The 21981-nt window shown below is 58.9% G+C and carries 21 protein-coding genes; 13 read left to right on the top strand and 8 right to left on the bottom strand.

All coding sequences use genetic code 11. From position 1 onward, the window contains the following. Positions 1–7: 7 nt before the first annotated feature. Together AT6N2_RS19140 and AT6N2_RS19135 are read left to right on the top strand one after the other, a co-directional pair. Complete coding sequence (locus tag AT6N2_RS19140) at positions 8–1486, top strand: sugar ABC transporter ATP-binding protein (protein ID WP_209090789.1); 1479 nt, start codon at positions 8–10, stop codon at positions 1484–1486. A 14-nt stretch (positions 1487–1500) separates the two neighbouring features. Then, positions 1501–2289: an SDR family oxidoreductase gene (locus AT6N2_RS19135; RefSeq protein ID WP_060726654.1), complete on the top strand. Its 789-nt coding sequence runs from the start codon at positions 1501–1503 to the stop codon at positions 2287–2289. Positions 2290–2528: 239 nt separating this feature from the next. Here the strand turns inward: AT6N2_RS19135 and AT6N2_RS19130 are convergent, their stop codons facing one another. Next, positions 2529–2786: a hypothetical protein gene (locus AT6N2_RS19130; protein WP_063947617.1), complete on the bottom strand. Its 258-nt coding sequence runs from the start codon at positions 2784–2786 to the stop codon at positions 2529–2531. 167 nt (positions 2787–2953) lie between these two features. On the opposite strand from AT6N2_RS19130, the gene AT6N2_RS19125 reads away from it, so the two are divergent. Then, positions 2954–3703, top strand: a complete 750-nt coding sequence (locus AT6N2_RS19125) for a cytochrome c oxidase assembly protein (protein ID WP_063947616.1) — start codon at positions 2954–2956, stop codon at positions 3701–3703. Further along, entirely contained in the window at positions 3700–4200 is a 501-nt protein-coding gene (locus AT6N2_RS19120; protein WP_209090788.1) for a CopD family protein, read from the top strand. Before AT6N2_RS19125 ends, AT6N2_RS19120 begins: the two co-directional genes overlap by 4 nt. Here AT6N2_RS19120 and AT6N2_RS19115 read toward each other — a convergent pair. Further along, complete coding sequence (locus AT6N2_RS19115; protein WP_063947614.1) at positions 4178–4675, bottom strand: DUF2231 domain-containing protein; 498 nt, start codon at positions 4673–4675, stop codon at positions 4178–4180. The genes AT6N2_RS19120 and AT6N2_RS19115 overlap by 23 nt on opposite strands. On the opposite strand from AT6N2_RS19115, the gene coxB reads away from it, so the two are divergent. The 3 genes from coxB (at position 4583) to AT6N2_RS19100 (ending at position 8218) form a co-directional block, all read left to right on the top strand. Continuing rightward, positions 4583–5398: a cytochrome c oxidase subunit II gene (gene coxB, locus AT6N2_RS19110; protein WP_233282553.1), complete on the top strand. Its 816-nt coding sequence runs from the start codon at positions 4583–4585 to the stop codon at positions 5396–5398. The two genes, AT6N2_RS19115 and coxB, sit on opposite strands and share 93 nt — an antisense overlap. After that, positions 5395–7893 carry a cytochrome c oxidase subunit I gene (gene ctaD / locus AT6N2_RS19105; protein WP_209090786.1) on the top strand — a complete coding sequence of 833 codons (2499 nt, stop codon included), beginning with the start codon at positions 5395–5397 and terminating at the stop codon, positions 7891–7893. Before coxB ends, ctaD begins: the two co-directional genes overlap by 4 nt. A 109-nt stretch (positions 7894–8002) precedes the next feature. Further along, the gene (locus AT6N2_RS19100; RefSeq protein WP_209090783.1) at positions 8003–8218 is read left to right on the top strand and encodes a hypothetical protein; all 216 of its coding nucleotides are present in this window, start codon (positions 8003–8005) and stop codon (positions 8216–8218) included. A gap of 184 nt (positions 8219–8402) precedes the next feature. Here the strand turns inward: AT6N2_RS19100 and AT6N2_RS19095 are convergent, their stop codons facing one another. Beyond that, complete coding sequence (locus AT6N2_RS19095; RefSeq protein ID WP_209090781.1) at positions 8403–9320, bottom strand: GNAT family N-acetyltransferase; 918 nt, start codon at positions 9318–9320, stop codon at positions 8403–8405. Between the two features lie 442 nt (positions 9321–9762). On the opposite strand from AT6N2_RS19095, the gene AT6N2_RS19090 reads away from it, so the two are divergent. Next, entirely contained in the window at positions 9763–10425 is a 663-nt protein-coding gene (locus AT6N2_RS19090; RefSeq protein WP_209090780.1) for a nucleotidyltransferase family protein, read from the top strand. A gap of 260 nt (positions 10426–10685) precedes the next feature. On the opposite strand, the gene AT6N2_RS19085 is transcribed toward AT6N2_RS19090, so the two are convergent. From AT6N2_RS19085 to AT6N2_RS19070, 4 genes are all read right to left on the bottom strand, one after another. Next, entirely contained in the window at positions 10686–12989 is a 2304-nt protein-coding gene (locus AT6N2_RS19085) for a xanthine dehydrogenase family protein molybdopterin-binding subunit (RefSeq protein WP_209090778.1), read from the bottom strand. Beyond that, complete coding sequence (locus tag AT6N2_RS19080; protein WP_209090776.1) at positions 12986–13975, bottom strand: FAD binding domain-containing protein; 990 nt, start codon at positions 13973–13975, stop codon at positions 12986–12988. Before AT6N2_RS19080 ends, AT6N2_RS19085 begins: the two co-directional genes overlap by 4 nt. Further along, positions 13972–14505 carry a 2Fe-2S iron-sulfur cluster-binding protein gene (locus AT6N2_RS19075; protein WP_209090774.1) on the bottom strand — a complete coding sequence of 178 codons (534 nt, stop codon included), beginning with the start codon at positions 14503–14505 and terminating at the stop codon, positions 13972–13974. Before AT6N2_RS19075 ends, AT6N2_RS19080 begins: the two co-directional genes overlap by 4 nt. 113 nt (positions 14506–14618) lie before the next feature. Next, on the bottom strand, positions 14619–15605 hold the full coding sequence (locus AT6N2_RS19070; RefSeq protein WP_209090772.1) for an XdhC family protein: 987 nt from the start codon (positions 15603–15605) through the stop codon (positions 14619–14621). Between the two features lie 225 nt (positions 15606–15830). On the opposite strand from AT6N2_RS19070, the gene AT6N2_RS19065 reads away from it, so the two are divergent. Continuing rightward, the gene (locus AT6N2_RS19065) at positions 15831–16412 is read left to right on the top strand and encodes a TetR/AcrR family transcriptional regulator (protein WP_233282551.1); all 582 of its coding nucleotides are present in this window, start codon (positions 15831–15833) and stop codon (positions 16410–16412) included. A gap of 101 nt (positions 16413–16513) precedes the next feature. Here the strand turns inward: AT6N2_RS19065 and AT6N2_RS19060 are convergent, their stop codons facing one another. Beyond that, the gene (locus AT6N2_RS19060; protein ID WP_209090768.1) at positions 16514–17596 is read right to left on the bottom strand and encodes an NAD/NADP-dependent octopine/nopaline dehydrogenase family protein; all 1083 of its coding nucleotides are present in this window, start codon (positions 17594–17596) and stop codon (positions 16514–16516) included. A 387-nt stretch (positions 17597–17983) separates the two neighbouring features. Between AT6N2_RS19060 and AT6N2_RS19055 the strand changes: the two genes are divergently transcribed. The 4 genes from AT6N2_RS19055 to AT6N2_RS19040 all read left to right on the top strand — a co-directional run bounded on the left by AT6N2_RS19055 (position 17984) and on the right by AT6N2_RS19040 (position 21980). Further along, the gene (locus AT6N2_RS19055) at positions 17984–18964 is read left to right on the top strand and encodes a LysR family transcriptional regulator (RefSeq protein ID WP_209090766.1); all 981 of its coding nucleotides are present in this window, start codon (positions 17984–17986) and stop codon (positions 18962–18964) included. Between the two features lie 51 nt (positions 18965–19015). Further along, entirely contained in the window at positions 19016–20116 is a 1101-nt protein-coding gene (locus AT6N2_RS19050) for an extracellular solute-binding protein (RefSeq protein ID WP_063947602.1), read from the top strand. Between the two features lie 79 nt (positions 20117–20195). Beyond that, positions 20196–21179, top strand: coding sequence for an ABC transporter permease (locus tag AT6N2_RS19045; RefSeq protein ID WP_209090765.1), 984 nt, complete (start codon positions 20196–20198; stop codon positions 21177–21179). Between the two features lie 9 nt (positions 21180–21188). Then, positions 21189–21980, top strand: coding sequence for an ABC transporter permease (locus AT6N2_RS19040; RefSeq protein ID WP_063947601.1), 792 nt, complete (start codon positions 21189–21191; stop codon positions 21978–21980). The last annotated feature ends 1 nt before the right edge of the window (position 21981 follow it).

Below are 21981 nucleotides of genomic sequence, written 5' to 3'. Positions count from 1 at the left end.
TCCCGTCATGCGCGAGCCGGTTCTTTCGCTCCGTGGCATCAGCAAACGTTACGGTCCGCTCGAGGTCCTGAAAAACGTCGATCTCGACGTTTATTCCGGCGAAGTGGTCGCCCTGCTGGGTGAAAACGGTGCCGGTAAGTCGACGCTTTCGGGCATTATCGCCGGTTCGCGCGAACCGTCCGAGGGCACGATGACATGGCTCGGTGAACCCTATGCGCCGTCGTCGCCGCGTGCGGCGATCGACAAGGGCGTCGTTCTGATCCACCAGGAGCTGAAGCTTCTTCCCGAGCTTTCCATAGCCGAGAATGTGTTCATCGGCCGCTGGCCGATGAAGAACGGCATCGTTGACCGGGCTGAAATGGTGCGCAGAGCCCAACAGCAACTGGCGCGCCTCAACCTCCACATTCCCGCAACCCGCAAGGTGGCGGGTCTTTCGACCGCCAATCAGCAGCTGATCGAGATCGCCAAGGCGCTGGCGCTGGACGCCAAACTTCTGATCCTCGACGAGCCGACGGCGGCACTTGGCGGCGCCGAAACGCAGGCGCTGTTCGAGCAGGTGCGCAAGCTGCGCGCCGAGGGTGTGGGCATCATCTATATTTCCCATCGCATGGAAGAGATCAAACAGATCACCGACCGCATCGTCGTTTTACGCGATGGCGAGCGGGTGCATGAGTTTGCCGATAGCGCGACGCCGGTGCGCACCATCGTCGAAAGCATGGTCGGCCGCTCGCTGGAGCGCCTGTTCCCGGCGTTGCCGGAACCGCAGGACAAGGTGGTGCTGGAGGTCAAGGGGCTGACCGGCGCGACCAACGCCTTCCGCGACATCAGTTTCGGCGTTCGCGCCGGCGAAATCCTTGGTATCGCCGGTCTGATCGGTGCCGGTCGCACCGAGCTGGTGCGCGCCATTTCCGGCGCCGATCCGACCAGTGCGGGCGAGATTCTCTTGGACGGCAGGGTGCTGGCGCTGAAAAGCCCGGCAGACGCCATTGCCAAGGGTATCGTCATGGTGCCGGAAGACCGCAAATTGCAGGGTCTGGTGGTGGAGCACGAGATCGGTGAAAACCTCATCTATGCCAATCTCGACCGTGTCGGCACCGGCTGGATCACGCCGCGCGTCAAGCGGGCCTTCACAAAGGAGGCCATCGCCAAGTTCGGCGTGAAGGGGCGCAGCGAACAGCCGGCCTCGGATCTTTCGGGCGGCAATCAGCAGAAAGTGGTTATTGCCAAATGGCTTGCCCGCAATCCCCGCGTTGTTGTGCTGGACGAACCGACGCGCGGAATTGATGTCGGCGCACGCGCGGGCATTTACGATATCATCGTCGGTCTGGCGAAAAGCGGCGTCGCCGTCATCGTCGTCAGTTCCGATCTCGAGGAAGTGCTGGGCGTATCGAACCGCATCCTCGTGCTCGCGCAGGGAAACCAGGCCGGTATCCTCGACCGCGACGAGGCAAACGACGTCTCGGTCATGGAACTGGCGACCATCTGAAGAAGGAAATAAAGATGTCCACCATCACCCTTAATGCACCGAAGCTGTTCGATCTTTCCGGCCAGGTGGCCCTCGTCACCGGCGCCGGCTCCGGCATCGGCCAGCGGATCGCCATGGGTCTTGCGCAGTCGGGCGCCAATGTCGCGCTGCTCGACCGCCGCACCGATGACGGTCTGGCGCAGACGGCCGATTTCATCGCCAAAGCCGGTCGCAAGTCGATTCAGATCGCTGCCGACGTTACCAGCAAGCAGGCGCTGACGGATGCGGTTGCCCGCACGGAGGCTGAGCTCGGGGCGCTGTCGCTTGCCGTCAACGCGGCTGGCATCGCCAATGCCAACCCGGCCGAGGAGATGGAAGAAAGTCAGTTCCAGACGATGATGGACATCAACCTAAAAGGAGTCTTCCTCTCCTGCCAGGCCGAAGCCAACGCCATGCTGAAGAACGGCCGTGGTGCGATCGTCAACATCGCGTCTATGTCCGGCGTCATCGTCAATAGGGGCCTGATGCAGTGCCACTACAACGCCTCCAAGGCTGGCGTCATCCACATGTCGAAGTCCATGGCGATGGAATGGGTAGGGCGGGGCATCCGCGTCAACACCATCTCGCCGGGTTACACGGCGACGCCGATGAACACGCGGCCCGAAATGGTACACCAGACCAAGCTTTTCGAAGAGCAGACGCCGATGCAGCGCATGGCAGGGGTAGATGAGATGGTCGGCCCGGCAATCTTTCTCCTGTCAGATGCGGCGAGCTTCGTTACCGGCGTGGATTTGCTGGTGGATGGCGGATTCTGCTGCTGGTAAGGATTTCGCTATCGCGTGACGGTTAATAAAGCGATGGATATGCGGACCAATATCCATCGTTAACGCCAACGATCAACGCGATCTTTGCGTCCAAATGGCGGTCGGAGGAAGCGCCCACAGTATCGTTGCGGGGCGTGCCACGCAACGCTTGCGATGTTCGATCTGACGTTCCCTCCATCTCTTACAACGGTCTTGGGATTCATTTCTGCGATCGAATCCTCAAACCCGCGCAGCGAGCGTCATCTTCTTCGAGCCAGATTGATAAAAGCTTCTGATGCTTTTGCCAGATGCTTTTCGGAAACGTCGGCGCGAACGATCTTGCCGTGGTCGATGCCGCCTTTCTCGCCCTTTTCGGGCGTGTGGCCAGCATTTTTTGCGGCCCTGTGATCGTATGTTTCGACCTTGATGATGCGGCGATCTACGCCGATTGCCTCCAGATATTGAATTGCGCGTCTTGCGCCTTCTTCGTGTTCAAAAAGTCCAGTAACGACGGGCATGACTTATCCTCCTTCGGGTCCCGGCTGGAGGTGAACCGCGGGCGTGCCCTATCGTTCCTTCACATTGGCGATCACGCATTGTTGTCCCGAGGGGGATTATCCGCCGGAACGCATGGTCGCAAACAGAGTTAGCTGCCTGAGGGTATTGCAACAGGGGGCCCAGCGCATTGACCGAGACGTCGGATCCGTATTGCGGACCAGCACCTGATTTTTCCAGTCTGATCTATGCGTGGAATCTTGATCCGGTTCTGATCGCAACGATAACCCTGGGTGCCTTTTGGCTGTTTGCGCCACGGGCTCGACAAACACCGTTCTTTTCTCGCGCGGCTGTCATCTTTCTGGTTGTAATCGCATTTGTGTCCCCGCTCTGCGCCCTCACGACCGCTCTCTTCTCAGCGCGGGTCTTCCACCATTTTCTGTTGATCGCGGTCGTTGCACCGCTGCTGGCTATGAGTCTCGAAGGGCGTCTAACCCTTGTTCCGAGCTGGTTTTCGCGTTTTCCTGAGCTGGCGTTTCTTGCCCACACGATCGCGTACTGGGCGTGGCACCTCCCGCCGGGATATACCTTCGCGCTTTCGGGCACGCTTGCCTATTGGAGCATGCAGCTTACCCTGCTGTTAGCCGCCATATGGCTGTGGTGGACGATGCTATTTGGTGCCGGTCCCGTAATGCGCATTTCGCTTGCACTTGCGACAATGGCGCAGATGGGTTTCCTCGCCGCGATCCTTACCTTTGCGCCTTATCCACTATTTTCAGAGCATTTCCTGACCACACAATCCTACGGAATGACACCGCTCGAGGATCAGCAATTATCTGGCCTCATCATGTGGACATTGGGACTGCTTCCATATCTCATCCTCGCTCTCTCCTCCATTCACCACATGCTGCGGGTGAAAGCGTGGTCGGAGGCGGAATGATTGCGCTCGTAAAATTTCTCCACTTTTTAGCGATTTCGATCTGGGTTGCGGGGCTCGTCAGCCTCCCCAGCCTTTATGTGCAGCGGGCCCATGTCCAAACAGCTGAAGATCGTTTTCGCTTGCAAAAGATCGTGCGGTTTTCCTACGTCAAGGTTCTGTCACCAGCAGCTTTTATCGCCGTTGCGTCCGGAACGACGCTGATCTTTCTCCAATCGACATATCTTTCCTGGTTCAGCGCAAAGCTGGTGCTTGTTGCGCTCCTCGTCCTTCTCCACGTTCTCACGGGTCTCGTGATCATCCGCCTCTTCAATGAGGGTGAGGTTTATCCGGCGTGGCGGTTCGTTGTCGTTACGGCAGTCAGCAGCATCCTGGCCATCGGCATCGTTTATCTGGCGCTTGCAAAACCGGAAATACCCGCGCTGTTGCCCGAGTGGTTCCATGAGCCAGGTGCGCTCAAACGCATCCTCGATCCTCTCATTCCTTGGGAGACACCATGAGGCCGATGCCGTGATCGAAAATCAGTTTTCCCCCGTGCCAGCCGGCAAGCGCCGTGAGGCCCGACGCAAGAAGGGACAAGCCAAGCCCGTGCGGCAGAATGTCGATCATACCGAATGTCCTTCCGCCCCAATTGGCTCCTGCAACGGAAATGAGCGCTATTGCGGCGACGCCGTGTGCCCAGCTTGCGACCCTCGCGCGAATTCCGGACACCAGAAGCAGTTCGGCCGTGCCGATGACGCCGGCAACCACGCCGCTGAAAAAGGCGCCGCCCGATGCCCAGATACCGGCGCGAACCCAGAATGTATCCGCCGACCACCAGAAGAGGAGATCGCAGGCGAGCGTGGTGATCACGAGGGCTATCGGAAAGTGGACGGTCATCGCATGCAGCGGATGGCCTGCAACGGCGATCGCAGAATCAGTGGTTTTCTCCTCAACCTTGGAGATAACCGGATTGGGCGCTTTGTTTTTTTCCATTCGACGGATCCTCTTTCAGCGCTAACCGCTTCGCGAAGGCCGAAGTTCCCTGCTGTCGTTTCGCTGCCCGCACTTTTGCTCGCCTCGGGTTGCGCGGGCGATCTCTCGGTTCTGGATCCGGCTGGGCCGGCCAGTCAAAAGATCTCGGTGCTGTGGTGGGTCATGTTCGGCGGCGCATGCGCTATTTCGCTGCTGGTTGCCGCCCTTCTCGCACTGGTCTTTTTGAGCCCCCGGACCATGGCGCGGATCAAACCGCGACACTGGCTCATCGGCGGCGGTATAGCGTTTCCAATCCCGGTGCTGGCGGCGCTGGTGTTTTTCTCGTTCCTGCAAGGTGAAACACTGCTTCCACAGTCTGCCCGCGATCCGGTCCGGATCAGCGCAGTTGCGAGCATGTGGAAATGGGAGTTCGCTTACGAGACGCCAACTGGGACGTCAGAAAGCGCCGACATCATGCATATGCCGGCGGGGCGGGATGTCGTAATCGAGGTGACCAGCCGCGATGTCATTCACAGCTTCTGGGTTCCCAGACTGGGAGGAAAGATCGACGCCGTTCCCGGATTGACCAATAAAATCGCCCTTCGGGCCGAACAAACCGGCGCGTTCGGCGGGATCTGTGCGGAATATTGCGGCGTCGGCCATACGGGCATGGGTTTTCGCGTCATTGCTTATGACGAGAGCGAGTTTTTACGCGTAATCGGGAATTTGGGGCAAACACAATGAAGGATGTGCGCACGCCAGAGAGACATTCAGCCTTGGCGCTTCACCGTGAACTCAGCGAGGTCTGGGGCTCGGGATCCGGGTTTCAGCGCCTCGCGGCGGTTAATCACACCGTCATTGGAAAGCGGTTCATGACCACCGCACTCGTGTTCTTTGCGATCGGCGGGTTTCTGGGGATGCTCATTCGCACGCAGCTCGCCACCGCATCGAACGCCTTCATGGATGCCGGGCAATATGCACAGGTTTTCACGATGCATGGCACCATCATGATGTTCCTGTTTGCTATTCCCTTTTTCGAGGGGCTGTCCATCTACATCCTGCCCAAACTGATCGGCGCCAGGGATCTCGCCTTCCCCCGGCTCTCTGCCTACGGCTACTGGTGTTATCTTTTCGGTGGCGGAATGCTCATTTTCGCCCTTCTCGGGGGAATTGCGCCCGCGGGCGGCTGGTTCATGTACACGCCGCTGTCGTCATCGCAATATAGCCCCGGCATCAATGCGGACATCTGGCTACTCGGCATTACCTTCGTGGAAATCTCCGCCATCAGCGCCGCGATCGAAATCATCGTCACGATCCTGCGGCTGCGTGCACCCGGCATGTCTCTCGACAGGATGCCGATCTTTGCCTGGTATATGCTCGTTGTCGCCGCGATGATGCTGATCGGTTTTCCGCCGCTGATCCTGGGTTCGATATTGCTCGAGGCCGAGAGGGCTTTCGACATTCCTTTTTTTGATCCGCAACGCGGCGGCAGCCCGCTTTTATGGCAGCACCTGTTCTGGCTGTTCGGTCATCCCGAGGTCTATATCATCTTTCTGCCGGCAGCGGGCGCACTGTCGACGATCATCCCTGTTTTAGCGGGAACGCGGCTGATCGGTTACAACATCATCGTTGCCGCATTGATCGCCATGGCTTTCCTGTCGTTCGGTCTGTGGGTGCACCATATGTATACGGTGGGTATTCCCCACGTGGCGCTGTCTTTTTTCTCGGCGGCAAGCGCGCTTGTCACGATCCCGACTGCGATCCAGATATTTGCCTGGCTTGGGACCATGGCAGGTGGCAAGCCGACAATGAGTGTGCCGATGCTGCATATTATCGGGTTTTTCTGCGTGTTCGTGGTCGGGGGACTGACCGGTGTGATGCTGGCCATGGTTCCCTTCGACCAGCAGGCCCACGACACGCACTTTGTCGTCGCGCATCTCCATTATGTGCTGGTGGGCGGTTTTCTCTTTCCGATGCTTGCCGGGCTTTATTATTGGGTGCCGCATATCAGCGGCCGCCAGCCCGTTCAGCACCTTTCCAAGGCCGCGTTCTGGATGATTTTCATCGGCTTTAATCTGACGTTTTTCATGATGCACCTGACCGGCCTGCTCGGCATGCCTAGGCGCGTTTTTTCCTACCCGGCGGCTTCCCCCTGGGAGTGGCTGAACCTGCTCTCGTCCATCGGCAGCTTCATCATGGCCGCCGGATTCATGCTGGTGGTGCTCGATTTTATGCTGCTTTTTCTTTACGGTCGCGCCTTCCGGCGCAATCCCTGGGACGCCGGCACGCTGGAATGGGCCATGCCAACCCCACCTCCGGCTTATGCTTTCGCCTCGCAACCCGAAGTGACGGCAAGGGCAGACGACCTGCCGATCAACACCATCGCTGCGGAGCTTGCCGCCGGCAAAGGTTATCTCGGTTTTGTACGATCGGGGAAAATGGAAACGATGGGGACGGATGCCGTGACTGGTGCGCCGCTGCAGATCGTCGTCCTGCCGGGCCCCACATTTCTTCCCTTGCTGAGTGCGATGGTGACTGCCGGCTTCTTCATCGCCCTTCTTTTGAAAGCCTATCTCATCGCAATCTCAATCTTTTTGGTCGCGACGCTGCTCTTTGCGGTGTGGACTCCGAACGCCGACGCCAGACAGGAGCGGGGACCTGTTACGGCGCGTGGTACGGAGCGCTTCCCGCTTCACTACGAAAGTGCCGATGCGCCCTCGGTGATGGCAATGAAACTTGCCTTGATCGCGGACACGACCCTTTTTGCGTCACTGCTGTTTGGCGGCCTTTTTCTCTGGATTTCCGCAGCCGGTCAAAGGATCGTCTGGACGCAATTGACCTGGTTACAGATCACTTTTCTATCAAGTGCCTTTCTCGCGGCGCTGTGCGGCGCAGCGGCCGGCAACCTCAGAGTAAGCGCAGTGATGTCAAGCGCAAGCGCGTTCGCCTACGCAACGGCAATCGCTGTAGGTCTCTTCTTGCTTGCGCATGATTATGCAGCGGTAAGCCATGCGATCCATGGCGTGTCGGTCGCCGTCAACGTTTATCTAATTCTGCACACTTTGGTCGGCTTCATCCTTGCGGCATTCGGCATGTGGCGGTTGGCAAATGGCTACGTCTCGAGCCGCCGAAGAAACGATCTGCGTATAGGCACTCTCTGGCACTGTCACTTCCTCGCCGCGACGGCCCTATCGTTTCTCTTCCTGCATACCCTGCGCTTAATGACGGAGGCTGGGTGATATGAGGTACCGCACGGCTCTTGGCCTTGCCGGGCCATTCGTCACCTGGGCCCTTTGCTTTCTGGGTCTCTATGCGCTGCAATTTGCCGGGTGCACCTGGGGATGGGAGATGCGCTCCTATGCCGGCGTTTCCCTGCTTCGCTTTCTCCTGATTGGCCTGTTTGCCCTCTCTCTGTTGCTGCTTTTTGCGTGGTGGCGAAAACTGGTCCAACAACAAACAGCAAAAAGCAGTGTCATCGCGGCCATATCTCAAGCCGCCGGGCTCGCCGCCCTGGCGGCGTCCGTTTTTGTGTTTCCAGGGGTTTTCTGGCTCAGTCTGTGTTGAACGGCGACAATACAGGTTAGCTCTCAGGTGGCAGAAGCTTGATCGGGCGTTTCTCGTCCGATCAATTTTCTTGGCTGAACCTCGGTCTCTGGATTATTCATGGGAGTGTAATCGCTACCCTCCCACACCGTGCCAAGTCGACATTCCGACCAGTCAGGGGGGTCCACAGGTTGCCTCTGCCCAATCAGCCGAGCGTTTGGCTGGCCAGTGAGTAGGTTAGCGGACTGCGCGTCCCGCCCGTCGCAAAATCCGCAAGCCGCTTGCCGCGCGACATGGTCAGCACGGTATCGAAGACGGTGAGGCCGTTGCGCAGCACGAAGAGGGCGAAGTCGCCGGTGTCGAAGTGCGTATCGAGACGCAGGAACCGGCCCTGATGATCGCGTATATGCGGGGCGAGGACAGCGATGGCCTCCTCGTCGTCCGATGCAACAATCGGACCCACAACATGGCCGCGGCCGAACCGGCGACAGAGCGCAAAGGCCTTCAGCACGCCATCGCGGAAAAGGCCGTAGCCTCGCGAATTCGACACGAGCTTTTCGATGACGCCTGAGCGCAGAACGCCGAAGGCCGCGGTGTCGAGCGTCGTCACCGCGGTAAGATCATCAGGGCCGAGGACCCGCACGTCGCCTGACAATTCCTGCTCGCGTAGCGCATCGGTGACGATGCCCTGACACTGATAGACCTTCTTTTCCGGCCGGAAGTCGAGGGAGAGGTAAAGCCTCTTTGCAGCCCGCGTCGCATTGAGGCGAAGGTCGATGCCCTCCAGATCCTGAAGGGCGTATTCCATCAGCCAGAGGCCGGCGCCTTGCGTCTGAAGGCGCGGCGAAGTGATGACCATGCCGATCGTTGCAAGCTCCGGTGACTGGCGGAACCACATGGCGGAGCTCATGATGCGGCCGATGTCATCGGTTGCAACGACGCCTTTGCCGACATCCCGCAAGAATTGCCAGTCCTGCGGGCGGTGCGGCCAGCCGACCGAAATCGACAGCGCGTGGAGCTGCTCAAGCTCCGCGCTCGCCACATCCCCGATCTGCATCTCGAAGGCATCAATCTGATTTCTTTCTCCGGGCTTCAGGATCTCACCCACACGATTGTCCTTCATCAATTGTCAGCAAGCTGCGCTGCCAGTGAAAATAGCCTCTCGATGATAATTCCTCCATGCCGTAGAACTTGCTCAAAATCTGGGACGCGACGCAACTTTTCGCTGAAACTGCCTCGGGTTCGGCATCCCATCCTTCACGACCAGCCATGGTTTCAGCCAGAACCTGCTCTTTTCCGGCTCCCGTAGTCCAAGATTTAGGCACCCGTGACGCCGATACGTCTTCCGACGATAAAGAGGAAATTCGATCCTCAGCTCCCTACGAACGATGGTAGGTACCGTCACCGGATGTATTCCTCGCGTGTGCGGCATGGCAATCGCTGAAACGTTACGACTGGCGCAACGATGTTCGGCAGAAACCAAAAGGCACTGAGCAGATGCCGGATCCCGTCTTGACTGAGATGCCGCAGGCGAGATTTGATAGGTGGCCATAAGAGGAGTGCCAATGGAAGTTGCGACCACGACGCCTCTGCAAGACGACTCAAAGCACGAACGCCCGCCCGCAACCGTCGCGGCGGTGATCCTGGCTGCCGGGAAAGCCAGCCGCATGGGCGAGGGCGGGGGCCATAAGCTTCTGGCGGAATTCGATGGAGAGCCGCTGGTGCGCCGTGCGGCCAAAACAGCGCTTTCCTCGGATGTGATATTCGTCATCGTCGTGACCGGTCACCGTCGGAATGAGATAGAGGCAGCACTTCTGGGGCTAGAGGTGACCGCCATCTACAATCCGGAATTTGCATCCGGCATGGCAAGCTCTCTGATCGCGGGATATTCGGCGGCAGCAGCGCGTGGTGTCGATGGCGTTCTCGTCATGCTTGCGGATATGCCCGGTGTGACGGTCGGCGACCTGAACGCCCTGATCTCGTCTTTCCGCCAATCTTTCGGACAAGTGATCATACGCGCGGTTTCGCGCGGCAAACGTGGCAATCCAGTCATCCTCCCGAAATCACTCAAGGATTCCATCATGCAGCTCGAAGGTGATGTCGGGGCGCGACACCTCCTAGAGACGTCGGGGACCCTGGTCATCGATTTGGATATCGGCGAGGCGGCCCGTCTGGATGTCGATACGCCAGAGGAGGTTCTTGCGGCCGGGGGCATTTTGAAAGGATAAGGTCCGTGCCCGGGATGGAGCAAGAAGCCAGAAGACGTCGATGCGTCGGGTGGGAGCTTTGCTGGGAAGACCATATCGCTTCATTGCGCCCGGAACGCGTTGCAAACCGTCATCTTCCGTCGCATTTTGCTAACACCGAGCCACCGGCATCATTTTGAGGTCGAGGCCCTATACCGGGCCTCGACATTTCGGCACTCGTGCGCGGGGCAACTGGTTTTTCCTCGGGTGAAACACCAAGGACGATTACCCCGCCAATCGCGTCAGTCGGGATCAACCATCAGCTTGTCCAGGGTGATCGGCAGGTCGCGAACCCGAACTCCAGTCGCATTGTAAACGGCATTGGCAACGGCCGCACCAACCCCGGTTATGCCGATTTCGCCAATACCGCGTGCGCCCATCGGCGCCTGCGGGTCGGGCTTGTTGGTATAGAGGACTTCAATTGACGGTACATCCATCTGCACCGGCACGTGGTAATCGGCCAGCGAGGCGTTGACGACGCGGCCTGTCCGCTCATCGAAATTGGTTTCTTCGGTGAGAGCAAGACCGATGCCCATGATGATACCGCCCTTGAACTGGCTGGTCGCCATTTTGTGGTTCAGTATCTGGCCAGCGTCGAACGAGCCCAAAAAGCGCGAAACACGCGTCTCACCCGTGAGGGCACTAACCCGTACCTCGCAGAACTGGGCGCCCGTGGAATGCATGGAGAAGGCTTCCATTTCAGCGGGTGCAGGTGCTTCCGCCTCACAGATAAGGTCGTCTCGGCCAGCCCTTCGGAGTATCGATTGATAGCTCTCGAACCTGCTGGTGTCGCTGATGTGAGACAGACCACCATCTCTCGTCTCGACGTCAAGAAGCGACAGTCCGGCAAGCGGCGAGTCGTTGCCTGCAAGCTTGATCAATTCTTCCACGAAGACCTCGGTTGCGGCAATGATCGCGCCGCCAATGGAGGCGGTCTGGGTCGAGCCTCCGGCAATCACGCCCCTTGGCAGTCTGCTGTCGCCATATTCGAAAGTCACGTGATCGAGCGGCAAGCCCAACCGCGCTGCAAGGTGCTGCACCTGAGCCGTGGCGGTCCCCATTCCCATATCGTGCACGGCGGTCGAAACGGTCACATGGCCGTCTGCCGTCAGCCTGATCCGGGCCGCGCCTCCGGGAAACCGGTGGTAAGGATAGGTCGCGGTCGCGCACCCCATCCCGATCAGCCACTCGCCTTCGCGTCTTTGGCGCGGTTTTTGGCTTCTCCTGTCCCAGCCGAATTGTTTTGCGCCTTTGTCATAGGCTTCAAGTAGATAACGCGACGAAAACGGCTTGCCGGTCGTCGGATCCTTCTCCGGCTCGATCCGCCGACGCAGCTCGATCGGGTCCAGTTCCAATTTTTCGGCGAGTTCATCGAGTGCGCATTCGAGGGCAAAAGTGCCAACGGATTCACCCGGCGCGCGCATGAAGGTGTTCGCCAGCATGTCCATGTCGGCAACATTCTGCCCGATACGGAAGGTTCTAGCGGCATAGAGGTGGCGGGCGGGAAAGGTGAATTGTTCCGGGCAGGAATTATGTGACGTCATCGCCGCCGTTCCGGTGTGGATCAGCGCATCGAGCGTCCCGTCGGCTCTTGCCCCTAGGGCAACGCGCTGTTCAGTGACCGTGCGGCCGCCGACGATCCGGAAGACGCCTTCGCGCGACAGCATGATGCGCACAGGTCGCTTTGCAAGTCTGGCCGCCGCGCAGGCAAGGATTTGATGATCCCACAAACATTTGCCGCCAAAACCGCCACCGACATAGGGCGAGGTGATATGCACCTTGCTGACATCAATGCCGAAAATATCCGCAAGCTGGCCCGTCGTCAGATCGAGCAGCTGACTGGCATCGTGGACGCGTAGTTCGTCGTCATCCCAGACAACGGTCGCCGCATGCAGCTCAATGGCATTATGGTTGTGACGCGGTGTTCTGTAGATGAGATCGACCTTGACCTCAGCATTTGCGAGCGCCGCTTCTGCATCGCCGTTTTCCACGTATGGCGGCTGGCCGAGCAGGTTCTCGAGTTGGCGGGGCGTTTTTTTCGCTTCGTCGAAAGATGTCACCGCCGGCAGCAATTCATACTTCGCCTCGACCAGTGATGCCGCGTAATCCGCCTGTTCCTGTGTTTCGGCAAGAACCAGCGCGATCGGCTGGCCGTTCCAGTGGATTTCGTCATTTTGCATGACGGGAAGATTGCTTGCTCCGGCCGCTGTCGGAGACGACATCATCAGCGATGGCGCTTTCATCCGCGGCGCGTTTTTATAGGTCATGACCAGAATGACGCCGGGTGCGGCCTCCGCGGCGCCGACATCAAGTTCGGTGATGCGCCCACGGGCAACGGTGCTGAAAGCGAGTGCCGCGTAGCTGATGTTATCGTAGGGAAACTCTGCCGCAAAGCGCGTCTTGCCCTGAACTTTCATGGGCCCTTCGATGCGCGATACGGATTGCCCGAGGGAACCATGTTTGCGCAGCAGCGGATCGGTTGTCACGGCAGGCTGCCAGCTGCCTTGTCTGCCTGTCTGCGGCAGCGTTTGGGTATCGGCGCTCATGCGTTTTCTCCCTTCAATTCTTCAAGAACCGCGACAATGGTGCGCTTCGCCAATTCAATCTTGAAAGCATTGTCGCGCAGGCCGACGGCGTCGGCGAGTTCGGCCTCGGCGGCAGCCCGGAAGTGCTCGGTATTTGCCTTTTGGCCCTTTAGATACGCTTCTGCCTTCAGGGCACGCCACGGCTTGTGTGCCACGCCGCCCAGCGCCAGCCTCACGTCTTTCACATTCCCACTGCCATCGACATCCAGTGCCGCGGCAACGGAGACGAGCGCGAAAGCGTAGCTCGCTCTATCCCTTACCTTCCTGTAGGTGGATGTTTTTGCAAAAGGCAGCGCGGGAATTTCCACCGCAGTGATGAGTTCGTCCGGGTGAAGCCCGGTTTCGATTTCGGGCGTGTCGCCTGGAAGACGGTGAAGATCACGCAGCGGCAGGCTGCGCTTGCCTGCCGGACCCTGAAGGTGAACCACGGCATCCAGTGCAACAAGCGCGACGCACATATCGGAGGGATGGGTAGCAACGCAGCTTTCAGATGCACCGAGGATGGCGTGATAGCGGTTGAATCCCTCCAGCGCGTCACATCCTGAGTGGGGCTCGCGCTTGTTGCAGTGAGCGGCATTGTCATAAAAATACCGACAGCGGGTGCGCTGAAGAATGTTGCCTCCCACGGTCGCGACATTTCGAATTTGCGCGCTTGCACCTGCGAGAATAGCGCGGGAAAGAACCGGAAATTGTGTCCTGACCGCACCATGGGCCGCAAGGGCGGTGTTCTTCACGCCCGCCCCGATCAGCAGGCTGCCATCGGCGCGCTGTTCGATGCTGCTCGCCAGGTGCGTGACATCGATCAGCGTCTCCGGTTTTTCGACCGTTTCGCGCATGAGGTCGACGAGATTGGTGCCGCCACCCAGATATTTCGTTGTCGACCCGGCCTGTTTGAGCGTTATTGCCGACGCCGCATCAGAGGCCTGATGGTAGGAAAAGATATTCATGCCCGTGCCCTCTCGTCGGTCTGCATCGCGGTCGGCTGGACCAGCGTTTCAGAAATGGCTTCAACAATGCCGTTATAGGCGCCGCAGCGACAGAGATTGCCGCTCATGCGTTCGCGAATTTCGGTGTCATCGATGATGACGCTGTCGCTCGAAAGATCAGCGGTGACGACGCTCGGGATGTTTCGCTCGATCTCGCCCGCCATGCCCACGGCGGAACAGAGTTGCCCCGGCGTGCAATAGCCGCATTGAAAGCCATCATGTTCAATGAAAGCTTTTTGCAACGGATGAAGGTTGCCGTTGGCCGCGAGGCCTTCCACAGTCGTGATGTTACGGCCCTGATACTGAACCGCAAGCGCGAGACAGGAATTGATACGCTCGCCATCCACCAGCACCGTGCATGCGCCGCATGCGCCCTGATCGCAGCCCTTCTTCGTGCCCGTAAACCCCAGATAGTTACGCATGAGATCAAGCAGCGACGTGCGGATGTCTGCCTCCACCTCCACTGCTGTTCCGTTGACGTTAAATTGCATTGGACATCTCCCTCATCTGAAGGTCCGCACTGAAATTTTCAGGCGGCACCTATGAAGCTCATGGTGTTTGTCTGCGTGTGGCTGCTGTCGGATTTGTCGATCCGGCGGCAGTTCTAGCTTTGCGTCACGTATGACTGTCTCGCCGAGGCGATGTCGGCGATGACCGACAGTGCCAGCGACTGCGCGTCTCTTGCCCTACCGAATACGCCGATCGGCGCTTTGATCCGCGCGATCGCCTCATCCGCATGACCACGGTCGCGCAATCGCTCGACCCGTTTCTCATGGGTTCGGGAGCTGCCGAGAGCGCCGATGTAGAAAGGTGATGCGCGCAGCGCTGCCTCCAGCACCGGCATTTCCCGATCGAGGTCGTGCTGGAGGAGTGCAACAGCCGTGTCGGGGTCGATAAAGGTCGGAGGATGATCGGGTTCAGTGCCCTCGAGAAGGAAAACCTCGTATCCTGCGGCTTTTGCGATACTGGCGGCTGTCTCGACCTCAAGAGAGCGTCCCGAAAGGACCATACGAACCTTTGGACGGTAGCAGGTGACGAAGGTCTCGCCGTTCCACCCGATCTGCGTTCCCTCCAATCCGAGCGAAAGTTGTTCGAGGCCCGGCCGATAGCACAAGGACGCGCATCGGCGCTGATCGACGAGCATGTTGATGGAACAGAGCGGCTCAACGTCTTTGACAAGATGAATAGCGACGGTGATACCGCCGCCGCAGGCAAGGACGATATCGAAGAATGGCGAGCCCTCGCCCAACATGACGAAACGATCATGGCCACTTCGCATGGCCTGCAAGGCTTCAGCGGCGATGGCCGCCTCCGTGCATCCGCCCGAAACATATCCACAATAGCTGCCGTCCTGCGCAACCGCCATCTGCGCGCCAAGCGGACGCGAGGAGCCACCGCGTATCTCCACCAGGGTGCATAGTGCCACGCCAAGCCCCGCCTTGAAGTTGGCGATGGCAAAATTCAGGACGTCATAAGCCCTGTCGGTGGAAAAAGCTTTTCGCGGCGTCGCCAAGATCGGGGCTTCGACGCTGCGATGCAACCAATCCGCGGCATTGACGTTATGTCGGATGCTATCGGCCGATCCTGTCATAAGTGCCTCCCGCATTGTGACATCAGAATGAGTGACGGGCTGTTAAGTTCCTCGGGAACCCTCGAGTTGTGAGATGCTCACCACCGCCACTGTTTGATTTCGGCATGACATCCGCCTCCAATCTGATTTAAAGAAGCGAATGGCGCACCGGTAAACGGAGGCGCCTCCGTTTAACTTAGTGGCTTGCGATCGTTCGTCAAGCGATTTTTCATGGAGTGGCCTTCCGTGCCCAAGGAGCAGACGCCTCCGTCTCAACCGCCCCCCTTGCGCGCAGACGCACGGCGAAACCGGGAAAAGCTGATAGACGTTGCGGCGCTGGCGTTTTCAGAGCAGGGCGCGGCCGCTTCGCTGGAAGATATTGCCAGGCTTGCTGGCGTCGGTATCGGCACGCTGTACCGGCATTTTCCGACCCGCGAACATTTGGTCGAAGGCGTCTATCGCCGCGAACTGGAAATTCTGGCGACGGCTGCGCGCGATCTGATGCGGGAAGAAGAGCCCGCGAAAGCCGTTGAAGAATGGATGAACCGGTTCGTTAGCTACATGGCCGCGAAAAGGGGCATGGCGAACAGCCTGAAGCTTCTGTTTACATCCAATTCCGCCCTCTTTGCGGAGGGGTCGAAGCTTTTGCATACGGCGTTCGAAGAGCTACTGAACAATGCCGTCGAGGCTGGTGCGGTCAAGGGAGACATTGAGGGTGCAGATGTCCTCAACGCGCTCTTCGGCATTTATTCCATTCCCGAAGGTCCGGATTGGCGTGACCGCGCGCACAGGATTGTGCGGTTGGTGATGGACGGGCTGCGGCGTTAGCTTTCGCCCGAGCCGGAACGGATGTTGATCAAAATGCAGAGGACGTGCCAACGGTCCACGTCCTCGAAGGCATTCGCGAGCCTTGAAGGAAAGCGCGCTAGTTATGCCGGCAAAAATCCGCTTTCGCAAAGGTCCCGCAGCTCCCTCGGAGTGAGATGATCAAGCGAAAGCTCCGGCAGCAGGTCATTGTCGGCTTCCAAATTGCGCGCGACCGACGCGGTGAAGATGCGAATACCGGCTTCATGAAGGATCGCAGGACGGTTGACGATGCGGCCAAGAAGAACAGTCGGCAAAAGACCGAACGGTACGTCCTCGTAGATATAGCGGCTGTCGATGGAGGAAGGTCCCATCCCGCCTCGTCCCTCGCGATGCATCTGTTGGTTCATTTCCGACACAGAGGCAAGGGGTACATGGAAGGAGAGAGAAAAGTGCTCTCGGACTGTCTTCACCCCAAGGCCAAAGCTCTCGGCGATTGACAATCGCTCGGCGTCGAGCGCTTCGATCAACTGCCCGACCGCCGGGGTCACATGTTCACCCTGTCCCCAGCTCTCTGCCTTTTCCATGCGTGTCAGATTGAGCAATGCGATCCCGAGATGGTTTTGAGGATTGAGGTTTGAGAGGGCGATGGCGAGCAAACCGTCACGTTCGACGAAACGATCGCCGAAGAGTTCAGTGCACAGGCTTTGGCCCTGTGCTGCCGCCGACTTGGGCAAGGTGGCAAAGTCCACCTTCTGGCGAACGGTGTTCACGACGACGCTGCGTTCATCCGGCTGACGGCGCGCCGTCAGGAGCGTCGTTCCCCAGGCGATGATCGGCAGATGGAGCCGGCGCTCGGCGAGCCGCTTCGACAAATAAAGCGCTCCAAAGGAGCTATGGGAACTGATGATGACTGGCAGGTTCGACCGCAGATGCGGCAGCGCTGCACCGATAGCCGCGCGATGACCGTTGGCCGGCATGGCAATGATAACCACATCCGCATCGGCAATGGCGCCCTCACAGCTTGCCGCAACCTCCACGGGGCCGACGAAATCAAAAGCTCCCTTGGCGTTGAGCTTTTCACCTTGCGCCAATGGATTGGCACTGCGACCGGAGGGTGACCATAGGGACGGGCGATGCCCCGCGGCGGCGAGAAATGCCGCCATGCCATAAGCAATCGATCCCGCACCAAGAATGGCTATCCGCATGTCATCTATCCTTTCGGTTGTAGGAGTTGGGATGGACCCGCCCTCTGGTCACTGATTGGCACGCACATCAAAACCCCGGTTTTGAACTTTGTGGACCGACTGTTACGCAAATGCATCATCTTGTCCTGCCTGCTACAGCCATATTCACGCGTGCTTTGCCTGGTTAATTAGCAGAACCTTGCCTAACCCCTCAGCACATATCGCTGCGTCGAGCAAAAGCGTCTGCTACATTGGCAAAAGCTAAGGCATGTAGCCAAATTTTCTGCACAGCGCGGCGTCAGCAGCCGTCTTTTTCATCCTCTCCGGCTCAAACGAAAAATTCTCTTTTGTCACTAGCAGATATCATGCGTTTAATGCACATTAAATTTGTCATAATGCAAAGGATGCATGATAGCGATGGAGATACGCGAACTGGAGGCGTTTCTGGCGGTAATGTCCGCAGGCAGCATTACCGGTGCTGCGCGCCTCCTTGATCGTTCCCAATCTCAGGTGACGCGCCTCATCCAAGATCTCGAAACGTCGCTTGGATTTGCGCTGTTCGATCGCAATGGCCCGCGTATCATGCCGAGTGACAAGGGAGTGGCCTTCCACGCCGAAGCCGAGCGCTTCATCAGCGGCATCGAGCATTTGCGCAACCGGGCCCAGCGGATCAGTCTCAAGGAGCCTGAGCCGGTCGAGATCGCCGCCACGCCTGCTTTTGCCACGGGAATGGTACCGCTCGCTCTTGCGGAGTTGCCCGAAGCGCTTCTGCCTCACACTGTTTTTCTAAGAAGCATGCCAGCCGAGGCTGCTGTCCAGGCGGTGCTCGGCCGTACCGCTGATTTCTGCGTGACGTCGCTTCCGGCCGAACAACCGGGCCTGGAGGCGCATGGCTACTTCCAGGGGCGATGTGCCGCAGTTCTGGCCGTTAACGATCCGCTTGCCGCCAAGGATGTCGTTTCAATCACGGACCTCGCTGACCAGACGGTCATCACGCTCGCAAACCCATTCCGCCTGCGCCGCCGCGTGGACAAGGCCCTGCAAGACGCAAATGTCCGTGCGGGGCGGATCATCGCCACGAGCGCGGCGATGAGCGCGGTACAGGTCGCGTCGACAGGCATGGGGATTGCGATCGTCGAACCGGCCACCGCTTACGGTCCCCTGACCGCGGGCGTGACTGTGCGACCGCTCGACGTCGACATTCCGTTTCTCTGGGGAATTTTCTCGGCGACAGCGCGCCCGCTGTCGGCAACCGCCCAGGAGTTGATACAGCTTATCATCCGCGTCGCCTCAGCCCGCATGCCGGATTTCATCGCCCACGATCCGCGCGCCTCGGGGCGTGTGGCTGACGTCACCTATGGGGGAACCGTCGAAGGGGACGCTCCCTGATCAGAATTTTCTGCCCCGTCGACCCGATCAAAAAAAACAAAGGAGAGTGCCATGAAAGAGTTTAAAGCGACCCGCCGTTCTACCCTCAAACTGCTCGCTGCCGGCTCCGGTATCCTGGCGGCCCCCAGCCTGATGCGCTCCGCCCATGCGCAGGGCAAGGTCGTCAATATCACGACCTATGACAAGTTCGTTCCGCAGTCTTTCATCGACCAGTTTCAGAAGGACACGGGGATCGAGATCCGCATCCGTCTGACGGACGATCAGGGCAAGCAATACAACATTCTGACGGCCGAAGGTGCCACGCCGTCGACCGATATCGTGACGGTAACCGGCCACCGGCTCTCCCAGTTCATCGGTTCCAACCTCCTTTCGCCGCTTGATACCAGCAGACTGAAGAATTGGGACAAGTTGGCGGCCGCCTACAAGGGCGCACCGCAGCTCACCATCAACGGCTCCACCTACGGCGTTCCGCTTCTGGCGGGCTTTGAAGGTTTGGCCCGCAACACGGAATACACCAAGCCTTCCGACAGCTGGGGCATGATGTTCGACGACGAATACAAGGGGCTGACATCTTACATCATCTCGGACTTCCTTTCGCTGACCATGCTCTATCAAGGCAATGACGGCGATTACGTCACCTACGAGGGCAAGGAAGCCATCGCCCAGGAAGCCACCAACAAGGCGCGTGACTTCCTGATCAGCCAAAAGGACAAGGTCCGCAAATACTATGATGCGGGCTCCGAGGTTCAGCAGATGTTCCTGAACGAGGACATCTACGTGGCGCAAGCCTGGTCCGGACCGACAGCCAAGCTGATCATGGACGGTCACCCCATCGAGCTGTCCGTTCCGAAGGAGGGCACCTACGGGTTCCTCTATTCCTTCAACGTGGTGAAGAACGGTCCGAATGCGGACGCTGCCTATGCTTTCCTGGACGCCATTCTCGCCTCGCCGGAAATCGGGGCTGCCATGGTTCGGCAGTCGGGCTTCGCCTCGGCCTTTGATGGCGTCGACAAGCTGCTCAACGACCGCGAACGGGCCGCCATGGCGCTCCCACAGGACCAGATGGAGCGCATCAAGTTCTTCAGCTCGGTCAACCGTGCGATGAAGAACGCGATGATCGACAAGGCAGCCGCCGAAATCAAGGCTGCCTGAATTATCGATGCGATGCGAACCCGACCGGCGCCGGGTTCGCAACCCCCAATAAAAAGCTTGTCCAGAGCTGGGAACGATCATGGTGAACACGACAATGACTGAATTGCGAGAGGAAGGCGCGCCAGCCCCGGCGCATTATTCCGGATGGATTGGCAAGGTGACAGGATCAGCCCTCTACCGAACCACCATAGGTCGGCTGGCAGACAGTCGCCCCGCGCGACTCGCACTCCTTGCCGGGATACCCGTGATATGGCTTTTCGTCCTGCATGTCGGGCCGATCCTGCAAATGGCCAATATCAGCTTCACGGACAACTATCCGCCCCAACCGAACGAGGCCACGCGCTATACGCTCGCCAACTATGCCCTGTTCTTCTCGGATTCGATTTATATGCTGCCCTTCATACGCAGCCTCGTATTTGCGGCCGTCGTTACCGTTTCGACCCTGGTGATCGTTTATCCGGTTGCCTATTACGTGGCAAAGGTGCTCCAGCCGAAACAGCGTACGCGCGCGCTGCTGCTCCTGCTCATCCCGTTCTGGGCCGGAGAACTGATCCGTACCTTCTCCGTCATCATGCTGCTGGCCAATCGCGGAGCCGTCAACGTTCTGTTGCGCGAGATCGGACTCATCGATCGGCCCATCCCGATGCTCTACACGTCCTTTTCGCTGAGCTTTGGCGTCATCTACCTCCTCGCGCTCTACATGCTGCTCCCGCTCTACTCAGCCATAGAAAAGATCCCGGTACAGCTCGTGCACGCCGCTGCTGATCTCGGCGCAAGCCCTTTCCAACGTTTCCGCCGCGTTATCCTGCCGCTGTCGAAAGACGGTATCGTGTCCGGATGCAGCCTGGTCTACCTCACGGCCGTCGGCGTCTTCGCCGCTCCGCTTCTGCTCGGCGGGCCGAACGCCGTCATCTTCCCGGAGGTAATCGCGACGCTTTTCCACTCTTCCAACGACAAATGGCCTGAAGGCGCTGCCTTCGCCATGCTGATGCTCGCCGTGTCGCTGACAACGGTAGGTCTCTTCATGCGCGTCGTTGGCGGTCGCTCTGTCCGGCTGATGTAGGAGAAGACGATGCGGTCCCCCTTAAACGACCTTCCGAAGACGGCACTTGGCGCCTGTTATGCCATTTTCGTTATCTACCTGCTTTTGCCGCTGGCCCTGATGATGGCCATGAGCTTCAAGGACGCAAACTTCATCGCCTTCCCGATCAGCAACTGGACCCTGGACTGGTATGGCAAGGTACTTCAGGACAAGCAGTTCATCGAAGCCTCGCTTTATTCGGTCGGAATAGCGTTTGCCACCACGATCGGAGCGACCGTCATCGGTGTGTGGATTGCCCTGCTGATTTCAACCGAAGGCATCCGCGGCAAGGCCATTCTCTTTGCGCTCGCCTGCCTGCCTGCCGTCGTTCCCGGCCTGATCAACGCCATCTCGATGCGGATATTCATCCGGATGGTTGATATCCCCACGGGCACCTTCGCGATTATCCTCTCCCATACCGTCCACGCGGTACCGTTTGTGGTAATCATGGTGCTGACGCGCCTGCGTTCCATGCCTGCCAATCTCGTTGATGCTGCACGAGATCTCGGTGCGGACGCGTTTATCGCCTTCATGCGCGTCACGGTCCCCTACATCCTGCCGGCCCTGATTGGCGGCATGATCTTCTGCGTTCTGACCAGTATCGACGATTTCGTGCGCACCTTCTTCCTGGGCGGATACAAGCCGACGCTACCGATGCTCATTTTCGCCAAGGTCCAGGGCGGCATGTCGCCAGAGATCAATGCGATGGCGACCATCGTCCTCATCGTCACCGCCGCCATCGGCCTTTATGCCGAGCACTTCACCCGCCGTTCGAGGAGCTGAG

It is taken from the genome of Agrobacterium tumefaciens (assembly GCF_017726655.1).
GTDB classification, from domain to species: Bacteria; Pseudomonadota; Alphaproteobacteria; order Rhizobiales; family Rhizobiaceae; genus Agrobacterium; species Agrobacterium tumefaciens_B.
The sequence above is the reverse complement of the archived record's forward strand: the minus strand, read 5'-3'. Positions and strand labels throughout refer to the sequence as shown.